The 8,748-nt window shown below is 69.1% G+C and carries 9 protein-coding genes; 5 read left to right on the forward strand and 4 right to left on the reverse strand.

Annotated elements, in window-relative coordinates; genetic code table 11:
- Positions 1 to 200 precede the first annotated feature (200 nt).
- Positions 201 to 440: a hypothetical protein gene (locus J7E96_RS33965; RefSeq protein WP_215137269.1), complete on the reverse strand. Its 240-nt coding sequence runs from the start codon at positions 438 to 440 to the stop codon at positions 201 to 203.
- A gap of 423 nt (positions 441 to 863) precedes the next feature.
- Between J7E96_RS33965 and J7E96_RS33970 the strand changes: the two genes are divergently transcribed.
- On the forward strand, positions 864 to 2,444 hold the full coding sequence (locus J7E96_RS33970) for an ISL3 family transposase (RefSeq protein WP_374196753.1): 1,581 nt from the start codon (positions 864 to 866) through the stop codon (positions 2,442 to 2,444).
- Positions 2,445 to 2,916: 472 nt separating this feature from the next.
- Positions 2,917 to 3,522, forward strand: coding sequence for a hypothetical protein (locus J7E96_RS33975; RefSeq protein WP_215137273.1), 606 nt, complete (start codon positions 2,917 to 2,919; stop codon positions 3,520 to 3,522).
- Between the two features lie 45 nt (positions 3,523 to 3,567).
- On the opposite strand, the gene J7E96_RS33980 is transcribed toward J7E96_RS33975, so the two are convergent.
- From J7E96_RS33980 to J7E96_RS33990, 3 genes are read right to left on the reverse strand one after another with little or no spacing between them, the layout of a single operon-like run.
- Positions 3,568 to 4,713 carry a hypothetical protein gene (locus J7E96_RS33980; RefSeq protein ID WP_215137275.1) on the reverse strand — a complete coding sequence of 382 codons (1,146 nt, stop codon included), beginning with the start codon at positions 4,711 to 4,713 and terminating at the stop codon, positions 3,568 to 3,570.
- Positions 4,713 to 5,675 carry a hypothetical protein gene (locus J7E96_RS33985; RefSeq protein WP_215137277.1) on the reverse strand — a complete coding sequence of 321 codons (963 nt, stop codon included), beginning with the start codon at positions 5,673 to 5,675 and terminating at the stop codon, positions 4,713 to 4,715. Before J7E96_RS33985 ends, J7E96_RS33980 begins: the two co-directional genes overlap by 1 nt.
- On the reverse strand, positions 5,653 to 7,158 hold the full coding sequence (locus J7E96_RS33990) for a hypothetical protein (RefSeq protein ID WP_215137279.1): 1,506 nt from the start codon (positions 7,156 to 7,158) through the stop codon (positions 5,653 to 5,655). Before J7E96_RS33990 ends, J7E96_RS33985 begins: the two co-directional genes overlap by 23 nt.
- Positions 7,159 to 7,248: 90 nt before the next feature.
- Between J7E96_RS33990 and J7E96_RS33995 the strand changes: the two genes are divergently transcribed.
- The 3 genes from J7E96_RS33995 to J7E96_RS34005 are packed head-to-tail and all read left to right on the forward strand — an operon-like array spanning position 7,249 to position 8,326.
- Positions 7,249 to 7,419 carry a hypothetical protein gene (locus J7E96_RS33995; protein ID WP_215137281.1) on the forward strand — a complete coding sequence of 57 codons (171 nt, stop codon included), beginning with the start codon at positions 7,249 to 7,251 and terminating at the stop codon, positions 7,417 to 7,419.
- Positions 7,419 to 7,766: a hypothetical protein gene (locus J7E96_RS34000; RefSeq protein ID WP_215137283.1), complete on the forward strand. Its 348-nt coding sequence runs from the start codon at positions 7,419 to 7,421 to the stop codon at positions 7,764 to 7,766. Before J7E96_RS33995 ends, J7E96_RS34000 begins: the two co-directional genes overlap by 1 nt.
- Before the next feature lie 26 nt (positions 7,767 to 7,792).
- On the forward strand, positions 7,793 to 8,326 hold the full coding sequence (locus tag J7E96_RS34005; RefSeq protein ID WP_251070833.1) for an IS3 family transposase: 534 nt from the start codon (positions 7,793 to 7,795) through the stop codon (positions 8,324 to 8,326).
- Positions 8,327 to 8,748 lie beyond the last annotated feature (422 nt).

Raw genomic sequence — 8,748 nt, forward strand, 5'->3', positions numbered from 1 at the left:
ACCCAAGGCTGACAGAGAGGGTTCCGGTTGTCCCACCTCCTGCAGCCGCGAGGTGAACGCGGTGTCTATCACGACTGGCATCGGCAGATACGCCAGCCGACCTTGCTGCGTCATCACACCGATGATCGAGCTGCCCTCGCGGCATGGGCCACTCGGGCACGCCTGGCTACTCGCACCTCGCTTGCCGATGTGTGGCGCACTCATACTTTAAGCTGGTCGGCCGCAGACCTCTGGAGCTCCTGCATCAGATCTGGTCGGGGAATGCCGTGCCACCACACCTTCGGCTTCACTCGGACCGTCACGGACTCCCTGGGCGCCAGCTCTCCCAGGGCCAGAACGCCGGCCTGCGCAACCGCACGGCTGACCTTCTCCTGCTGCTCATCGGTGAGCTCGACACCAGTGAGCACAAACTGGAACTCGTGTTTGCTGTTCTTGTTCACGGCACCTCCGTTGAAACCGCTGGCATGGGTCGTTGCCCAGTCCAGAGCTGGTCGGCCGCCAGGGGCTTGGCAGTCTCTCGACCGTACGAGTAGCCGTTCAGGTCCGCGATGCGCGCGACCCGAACAGGTGATGGCGCGGGGAGCGGCGGTTTCATGGGCCGGTATTGCGGGACCGAGATGCGGTGATGGGTGAACGCGGACATCAACGCCAGACGGCCGGCACTTCGGCCTGGAGGATGTCGGCGAACTTCGCGGATGCCGGTCAGCTCCTCCGTACGAAGCTGGGCACGTTCACGGCTCTGGCAAGATTTTCGTAGCCGGAGACCATCTCGGTGACACGGTCGGCCGGTCTACAGGTTGGGCAGCCTGTGGCTGTGCTCTGTTGAACTGGCCAGTCTGTTAGCGCAGTTGTCTGATGTGCTGGTGATCTCGGTTGAGGTCTCCGATGCTGTGGTGGCGGTCCGCGCCCGCACGAGATCCGGTGAACCAGCGGGATGTACGGGATGCGGACAGCTCAGCGCGTGGTGCCATAGCCGCTATGTACGGAGCCTCGCCGACGTCACGCTCGCGGGCCGGCCCGTGCACATCGACTTGTCCGTACGCCGCCTGTACTGCGAAAACACGACCTGCCCGAAGGTGACCTTCGCCGAGCAGGTGCCGGGGCTTACCGTGCGCTACCAGCGGCGGACACCGCCGTTGCAGCGCTTGGTGGAGGACGTCGGCGTGGTGTTGGCCGGCCGGGGCGGTTCCCGGATGCTTCGGATCTTGAACATCAGGCTCTCGCGGTGCACCGTCTTGTCCCAGCTGATGCGGGTGCCGTTTCCGCCACTGGTCACGCCCCGGGTGCTGGGGGTGGACGACTTCGCGCTCTACGGCAACACCTACGGAACTCTCCTGGTCGACGCCACCACCCGGCTCCCTCTCACACTGTGGGAAGGACGCGACGCGGAACGGCTCGGCCGGTGGCTTGGTCAGCACCCAGGTGTTGAGGTCGCCTGCCGCGACGGCTCCCTCGCCTACCGGCAGGGCATCACCTCCGGCGCCCCGGATGCCGTGCAGGTCAGCGACCGCTTTCACCTTTGGCAGGGCCTCTCCCGGCGAGTTCAGGACATCGCCTCCGCCCACCGCGGATGCCTGCCCGCAGCGCTGCCCCCGATCAGCGAGACCGGTGCCGCACCGGTCGAGGAGCCCGTCGAGAACACCGACGCGGACACGCGAGCCGGGCGCCACGCCCGAAGGCTTTTCGAGGCCGTGCAGGCCCTGACCCGTTCTGGTCGGAGCCACAGCTCCGTGGCCCGGGAGCTCGGCCTGAACCGCCGCACCGTCAGCAAGTACGCCCGGGCCCATACCTGGCAGGAGGTGGTGCGTCGCCCGCCCCGCAAGCCCTCCACCCTGGATCCCTACCTCGGCTACCTGCAACAACGCTGGGACGAGGGACAGCACAGTGCAAAGATCCTGCACGAGGAACTGCAGACCAAGGGCTATCTTGGCCACTACCAGCGCGTGAAAATGGCCGTCGCGCCTATGCGGCGGGGCCTGCCCGTGGACGAGCCCTGCGAGCGACCGCCCTCCCCGCGCGAAGCCGCCCGCTGGATCACCACCCACCCGCACCGCCGCAGCCCGCATATCAACGACCGCCTGCCCCGGCTCCTCGACCACTGCCCTGAACTCAGGACCGCCCACGACCTGGTCCGCCGATTCGCCGCCATGCTCGACAACCGCGACGCGACATCCTTGCCAGAGTGGCTGGACGACCTCGCGAACACCGGGCTGACTCCGCTGACCGGCCTTGCCGGAGCCCTTCGCGAAGACCGGCATGCCGTCGCCCAGGGGATCGCCACCCCTTACAACTCCGGGGTCAACGAGGGCCGTATTACCGATGTCAAGCTGCAAAAGCGCCTGATGGCCGGTCGCGCTGGCGTCTCCCTTCTCCGCCACCGCGTCGTCCTGATCGCCCACCTCCGCCGCCGGTATGTGGACCGGCCGACCGTGTCACCGAGATGATCTCCGGCTACGAAAATCTTGCCAGAGCCACGTTCACGTGTACGCCGACAGCCTGCCCGCCGACGCCGTCCAGTTCACCTCCGCTCGAGCGGAAGTGAACCGTCGTAGCCGGCCGCCCCTTCCTGACCGGTACGGTCTTCTCCACGCAGGGGAGGTCAACCGCACCTGGCAGGCATCGGCCTCACAGTTCCCGGCGTTCACCGGGACCGGCTGTCGTCCCCTCGTGGCGCAGGTGTGTTCCTAGACGGGTGCTGGCGCCGAGGGACGCGGCCATGGCTGCGCCGACGTCGAAGCCGGACGTCCACGCATCCATTCAGGCCAAGGCTCATCAACTCGTCGGCTGTATCAGCGATTTGCCCCACGGACGAGGTGGTCCGGCGGGTCTCGGAGACGGCGGAGGCACAGGGCTTCCATGACAGCATCGACACGCACTCGCGCAATGTACTGGCAGCACTGCTCCTGGAGGCGGGGCTTGTCCAGCAGGCTGGCGGGCCTCCTGCATTCCCTGTGGGCCAGCCGCGTCGACGATACGGATACTGCCGTCGCGCAGGCCAATCTGGCCGCGCAGTTGTTGCGCACCGGCGCCTGGGCAAGGGCCCGGGATCACGTGAAGACGGCTCTGGCCCTGACCGAGCGGAACCTGGATGACACCGCCGACTCGACATCACTCTTCTCGCACAGTGCACGCTCACACGGGTGGCCATTGCCCTGGGCGACGCCGAGCCGACAAAGCCCTGGAACACACGCGTCGGCTACGGACACATGCCAAGAGCTGCTGCACCGTGATCATCCTCAGGTGCTGGGCGCGCTGACCGCGCTCGCGGCGTTCCGCCGGGAGACCACGTCCTTCCAGGGCGACGACGTCGAGGCCGCGCGCCTCACCGAGACCCTGCGGATTGCGACGCTCACGGCTGCTGCGCGCTTCGGTCTCCACTCACCACAGGCGCTCGGCGCCTCCAGAGTCCTCCGCACCGCGGAGGACGCAAGCGGGTGGCGACACGCGGCGCCGGCGAGCGCCCGTGGTCCGTACCGGCCGCATCAGCAGGCGCCGAACTCAGCCCATACCTCGCCCCCTTGACGACTCCCCCGGTTTTCCGCCCGCCGCCCGCCGCCTCGGACGAGATCACCAAAGTGGCGTTGCGTCCCGTATAGCAGCATGGGTGACCTTCGGGGCAGATGTCACTGGTGGCATGGCCTGCCGGTAGCCGGGGGCTCGGCGATCCTCCGGAGGATGCACAGGACATCCTCGGTGCTTGTGGGTGAGCTCCCGCTGCAGAGACGAGACCTTCGAGGGCTTGACGCTAGGGCCCTTCCCCCGTCTCTCCTCGCTCCGGCTCGGCTCGCATCGCGCGCAGTCGGGCCAAGGAGTCCCGGGCGACCGAAGCCGTGAACGCCGGGACAGCAGCGTCTCCAGCGGCGGCGGGTTCTTCAGACACGGCCCGTGCCGCTCGTAGACCCCGCGTCCGCCGGCGCTGCTCAGGTGAATCCCCACACAGACGGCGGCGGTTGCCCAACGGGGCAGGGCAGGGTGTTCGTCGTGGGTGCACACCGGGTCGGTGAGCCCGGCGAGCACCGCCTCGAATCCCTGCACCAAGGCGTCGTACGCCTCGTCGGAGCTTTTGGCGGTCCCGGCCCACCAGGTCAGCGCCGCGGCCGTGATCACATGGCCCGCCCGGTCCTCCCCCTCGGCATGCCTCAAAGCCCTTCCCACATTGGCGACTTCCTCACCCACTTCCGTACCGGGCTGCGGGTAGCCCTCCAGGACGGCCGTGAGCGAGTCGAGGTGCCGCTGCGCGGTGAAAGGCAGCAACGGCGGGGCGTCCGGGGCCGATCCGGGTTCGAGTGCCTCCAGGACCATGGCCGCGAACCCGTCGACGGTACGCGGACAGAGCCACTGCTCCTGCGGGTAGTTCTCCCACCACTCAATGCTGTTGTCGGCCAGCATCCGCAGCACGTCCGGGAGCGTGTCGACGAGGTCCTCCCACTGTTCGTCGAACGGGTGCTCCGCGTGATCGCAGCTCTGCCCCGCGCGTTCCCGGCGCACGGCCCGCGCCGCATCGGCCACCACGCGCGGCACGTCCCCGCCGGCCAGTTCGGTGTACGGCAGCATCAGCACAAGCCCGAACACCCGCTGATACGCGAGCTCTCCGCCGGGATCGTCCGCCAGTGCCCGTGCGCACTCCAGGACGACCTGGCCCTGGACGCCGTCGGGACCGTAGCGGTCCTCTCCGGTCTCGCTCCAGGCGCGGACCAGTTGTTCGTACGTCATCAGCCGTTCCTCAGTCGTGTCAGGGAGTCGCGGGCCGTGGCCGCCACGAACGCCGGGCACAGGGCGGTGTCGAGGGGCGGGGCCCACGGCTCGGGCCACTTCTCGTACGCCGCGCGGCCGCGGGCGCTCGCCAGGTGCATGCCCACCCACAGGGCCTCGGTGGTGTCGCCCGGAAGGTCCGGGTGCGCGCCGTGGGGGCAAGGGCCGTCGTCGAGGAGGCCGATCGCGCGCTCGAAGGCGTCCGCCAGCTCGTCGACGAGCTCCTGCGCGGCGGCGTCGTCCGCCTCGGCCTCGACGTACCACGCGACGGCGGTGGCCACGAAGACCCGGCCGGCCAGCTCGTCGTCCGCCGTCTCTTGCAGCGCGGAGGCCGCGAAGGAGAGGTCCCAGGCCACGTCGAAAGTCCTGGCGAGCGGATGGCCCTCCATGATCGCGGTGAGCCCTTCCAGTTCGTACCGGTCCTCGAACGGCAGGAACGGCGGTACGTCCCCGGCCGAGCCGGGCCGCAGCGACTCCATCACCACGCGCGCGTGCCCGGCGACGTTGCGCGGGCACAGCCATGCGTCGCGCGGCCTGAGGTCCGTCCACGGCCTCCCGTCGTCGGCGAGCTCCCGCAGGACGTCCGCCATGTTCCCGAGCTCCCCCTCCAAGTCGCCCTGGAAGGGGTGGCCCTGGTGCGTGCAGGGCGCGTCCCGCAGCGCCCGGTCGACGGCCTGCGCCGCGTCGAACGCCGCCCCGACGTCACCGTCCTCCGGCTTCCTCGTAGCCAAGTACGGAAGGGCGAGGACCAGACCCAGCGTCCAGCTGTACGCGAGCGGCCCGCGCGGATCGGCGGCCAGTTCACGGGCGCACTCGACGACGAGCCCCTCGTACGTCCGCGGTTCGTGGTCGACGTACTCCCTCATCTCGTCCCAGGCGTCAACCAGTTCGTCCGCCCGCTCAGCGGAAGATCGATCCGTCATCGTCATCCTCCTCGTCCATCTCCTCGTACCGCTCGTCCATCGCGACGATCGGGTCCCGCGCCCAGTCGGCGAGCAGGCTCGCACAGGTCCATACGTCGGCGGGGTACACGCCTTCCGGCGCCCCGAACTCCGCCGGGGCGTAGAGGTGATCGAGGTGCGCCTTGAACTCCTCGCGCCGGTGCACGGACTCCCGCAGATCCGCGTCCGGATGGCCGTCGCCGTGCGGGCAGTCATGGTCGAGCGGCTCGGGGTCGACAGCCCGCAGCAGGGCGCGCACCTCGCGCCCCACGCCGTACGGCAGGTCGAAGACCGAGGCGGCCCACAGGGCGAGGTGAAGCAGAACCAGCCGCTCGTGCGGGTCGGTGGTTTCCGCGTGCCGGCGTGCCGCCCACAGGCCGGCGTTCTGGCCCGCGACACCGGAGTCGTCGAGGTCGTCGGCGTCGACGAACGTCTGCGTCAGCGCACCGATGTCGAGGTGCCCGTCGGGCCGTACGAACGCGGCGTCCAGGCCGCTGGTGTCGCGTACGCCGAACAATTCCTCGTGCGCGGAGCGCAGTTCACCGAGCGACTCCTGGGCGAGGCCCCGCAGATAGTCCGGGCACACCCATACGTCGGCCGGCTCGTCCAGCCATCCGGCGAGTTCGGCCCGCCCGCCGGGGCTGCGCACATGGAAGCCGATCTCGGCCAGCGACTCGTAGTACAGGTCGTCCTCGTCGGGGTGCTCGTCGTCCGCGTGCGCACAGCCGCCCGCGTCGCCGAGCAGCCCGAGCGCCTGCTCCAGACCCCGGATCATCGCGTCGAAGACCGGACGCAGGGTGATCCGGTGGACGGCGTACGGAACCGTCACATGCTGCGTGAGTACGTACCCCGCGAGCGCGCCCCGGGTGGGACGGTCGGACAGGTAGCCCGTGTTGGACTCGATCTCGGGAGCGGGCTCGATGACGGGGTAGTCGTTGAGGATCTCCTTCAGATTCCGCACCGACTGCGCATGTTCCTCCGGCACCGCCTCGGGTATCCCGGATGCCGAGAACGGCGCGATGACATCGGCTGTGACGCGTGCGATGCCCGCGACATTGCCCGGGCACAACTCGCCCTCCAGCCGGGGGTGTTCGGGGTGCTCCCCGATCAGGTAGTCGGCGGTGACTCCCACCGATCCCCAGGAGTCCTCGGATAGGTGCTCCAGCTCCTCCTCGTACGGATGCGCCTCGTGTCCGCAGTCCGTCATGTCCAGCGCCGACGCGGCGGCCACGAGCGCGGCGACGGCGGCGCGCGCCGTCTCGGGCCGCGGCCGCCAGGCGAGATAGCGGACCATCTCCGCAAGCCCAGCCACCCACACATGCGCCGACTCACCGCCGGGATCTGCGGCAAGTCGGCGCACACAGTCGAGCGCGAGCGGCTCGGCCTCGGCCGGATCGGTGCGGGCACCGGCCCGGGACCACTGCGCGTACAACTCGGCCGTCCGGGCATCAGGTATGACGATCATGCCCGGTACGACGTACGGCGAGGCTCCTGAGGTTCCTGGGGCCCGTGACTAGGTTCGTCTCTTTCGGGTCATGTCGCTGACCCGATGAAGATGGCGGCCAGTCGACAGCACCAAGCCCCGGGTGGCGAGCAGTGTCTTGCCGCGCAGGAGCGCGGTGCGGACGAGGAGCTGGGGCGTGCCGCAGCGGGCGGCCGCCGCCTCGGCCTCGGCGGCCAGGGCGTCGATGTCCGCTCATCCGGCCGGCTGATGCTGACCGGCTGATGCTGGCCGCGCCAGCGGACCTCGGTGAGGGACAGCAACAGTTCCACGGCCTGGACAAACCGCTGGTCGCGACTCTCCTCATGGGCGGGCAGGCTCCGTACCGCGTTGATCACTTCCTGGCAGTGCTGCTCCGCCTCGGCGAAGGACAGCCCCTCCACGGCGGCGTCCCGCGCCAGGCCGTAGTGGGCGTCAGCGGAGGCCAGGAGGCACTCGGGGCCGCCGAGCCGGAGGTGGCGGGCGATCTCCAGACGGCGTTCGAGCGGTACGGCGATTGCGGACGCCGCCGCGGGGCCCGGTTGATGCGGGCCGCCGGCTTGCAGGGCAGGCACCGCGACAGCGGCACCTGACCACGATCGGCGACCCGCGGGCCGCCTTGCGGCCCGATCTCATCGTCCGGGACTTCCAGCCCGACCCCACCGGGCTCGATGCCCGCTGGTGCGGCGACATCACGTACATCCCGACCAAAGAAGGATGGCTCTACCTGGCCACCGTCATCGACATCGCCTCCCGCCGCGTGGTCGGCTGGGCAACCGCCGATCATCTGCGGACCGACCTGGTCGTCGACGCCCTCAAGGCCGCCTGCCGACAGCGTCGCCCCATCGGCCCGGTGATCTTCCACTCGGATCGCGGCTGTCAGTACACCAGCCAGCAATGCACCGCCTCGGCCGAGGAGTTCGGAGTCCGGCTCTCAGTCGGCCGCACCGGACAGTGCTGGGGCAACGCGCTCGCCGAATCGTCCTTCGCCACCATCAAGCGCGAACTCCTCGACACCTTCGCCTGGCCCAGCAAGGCCGTCGCCCGCACCGCGATCTTCGATTTCATCGAAGGCTGGTACAACTTGCGCCGTCTGCACAGCAGCCTCGGCTACCGCAGTCCCGCCAAATACGAGACCGCACTCGCAGCCTGACCACCACGCCTATGGTGTCCGTCAAAGCGAAACAAGATCAAAACCAACCCGCGGCGCCAATCAGAGCTGATCCAACTGCTGCACCTCGACCCTTCGACCGTGACACGTATGGTCCAGCGCGCGCCTGGAACGGTCCGGACTGGTCAGCAGAGGCCCTGATCCCGACGACCGCAGAGCAGTACTCATCGAGGCCACGTCGGCGGGCCAAGCTCTGCGCGGGGACATAGAACAGGTGTGGCACGAGATTGAAGAGCGCACACTCGCACAACTCACCCCCCAGGGCCGGAACGACTTGGTCCGACTACTGGCGCTGCTGCCAGCGAGACCGCCCGTCGATCGGGTTCAGATGCCGCTGGTTGGCACGGTCGGTGCTGCGGTGTGCCCTACTGTGACGCGCACTCAACTAGGGCCTGTTGCGAAAG

This window comes from Streptomyces sp. ISL-96 (assembly GCF_018614035.1).
In the GTDB taxonomy this organism is placed as follows: domain Bacteria; phylum Actinomycetota; class Actinomycetes; order Streptomycetales; family Streptomycetaceae; genus Streptomyces.

Coding starts and splice junctions, on each gene's coding strand:
- J7E96_RS34000 (WP_215137283.1), top strand. CDS start 7,419: ATGCTGGCCGCGCCAGCGGACCTCGGTGAGGGACAGCAACAGTTCCAC.
- J7E96_RS33985 (WP_215137277.1), bottom strand. CDS start 5,675: ATGACGGATCGATCTTCCGCTGAGCGGGCGGACGAACTGGTTGACGCC.
- J7E96_RS33995 (WP_215137281.1), top strand. CDS start 7,249: ATGGCGGCCAGTCGACAGCACCAAGCCCCGGGTGGCGAGCAGTGTCTT.
- J7E96_RS33990 (WP_215137279.1), bottom strand. CDS start 7,158: ATGATCGTCATACCTGATGCCCGGACGGCCGAGTTGTACGCGCAGTGG.
- J7E96_RS33980 (WP_215137275.1), bottom strand. CDS start 4,713: ATGACGTACGAACAACTGGTCCGCGCCTGGAGCGAGACCGGAGAGGAC.